3 protein-coding genes are annotated in these 967 nt (G+C 46.5%); 1 reads left to right on the forward strand and 2 read right to left on the reverse strand.

The window, feature by feature from the left end:
* Window positions 1–453, reverse strand: a 453-nt coding sequence (locus tag A3750_RS19920; protein WP_197475181.1) for a DUF2057 family protein, incomplete at its 3' end; no start/stop codon positions are given.
* Between the two features lie 194 nt (window positions 454–647).
* Between A3750_RS19920 and A3750_RS19925 the strand changes: the two genes are divergently transcribed.
* Entirely contained in the window at window positions 648–845 is a 198-nt protein-coding gene (locus A3750_RS19925; protein ID WP_068520448.1) for a DUF6316 family protein, read from the forward strand.
* 12 nt (window positions 846–857) lie between these two features.
* On the opposite strand, the gene A3750_RS27150 is transcribed toward A3750_RS19925, so the two are convergent.
* Window positions 858–962, reverse strand: coding sequence for a phosphatidylglycerophosphatase A (locus tag A3750_RS27150; protein ID WP_082873365.1), 105 nt, complete (start codon window positions 960–962; stop codon window positions 858–860).
* Window positions 963–967: the final 5 nt, after the last annotated feature.

Consider the following 967-nt stretch of genomic DNA (forward strand, 5'->3'; position numbering starts at 1 on the left):
AGCACCGAGAACATTACCCTGACTATCCACCAGGTTCGCTGTAAATCTCTCGGCAAACGCTCGTGCCTCACGAATGTTTTCAACATCATCAAACTCAAAACTCAAGCTATCGCCAGCCTTCACTTCAATCTCAACAACCTGTGCTGGCGACTCGACAGCCTCTGAGCGAGGACCGTCCTGCCCCTTAGGCGCCACTGACCAAACACTCGTATAATTAAAGACTATGCGATGCTTCCCCGGCTTCAGTGCGTACATAGTCTCTATATTCGACAATAAGTACGTCGTCATTTCTGTACCATCGATTTCGATGACCTCGATATTGTCACTCGCAGTAAGGATGGCGACATCTTTATCTGGTAGCGCTGCACCTTCATATGTTTTGACAGGTTTTCCGGTACACGCAGACACCATTGCCACGATCACAAGCAGCAGGATCCCTCTAAGACTTCGCATAATCATGTTCTCTTATTCAATGTAATTCACTACCCTGCATTTTGAACTTAGCGCCGAGCGCTTTCAATGATTTCCGAATAGAACGCCCAAAGCTAAAGATAATTTCACCCAACAAAACGTAAAGCGAGACTTGGTTGGTTGATTTTTAACCGACATCATCTAAATTTAAAGGACTTAGGGGAGGTATCGTAACAATGAATCAAGCAGCTCATCGCCACGGCGAATCCGGAGACGTTCCATTTCGAAGCGATCGTTTTTTTTGTGCAGGCCAAAAATGGTATTTTTCAACACGAGAAGGCTTTGATAGTGGCCCATACGCATCAAAAGAACGCGCAGAGGCAAGTCTTGAGCGGTTCCTCTCAGTAGTTCAACGCCTACCAAAAACCCACTAGGCAAACAATGGTCTAATTCCAAAGATAGGCGACCGCCTGGAGAGCGATCAACGCATATATCCCGGCAACCAGATCATCTAACATGATCCCAAAGCCGCCATGTACCTTTGCATCCAACTGCT

This window comes from Oleiphilus sp. HI0079, assembly GCF_001635105.1.

Bases quoted from the DNA above. Each gene is read 5' to 3' on its own strand.
- A3750_RS19925 (WP_068520448.1), top strand. From the start codon at position 648: ATGAATCAAGCAGCTCATCGCCACGGCGAATCCGGAGACGTTCCATTT.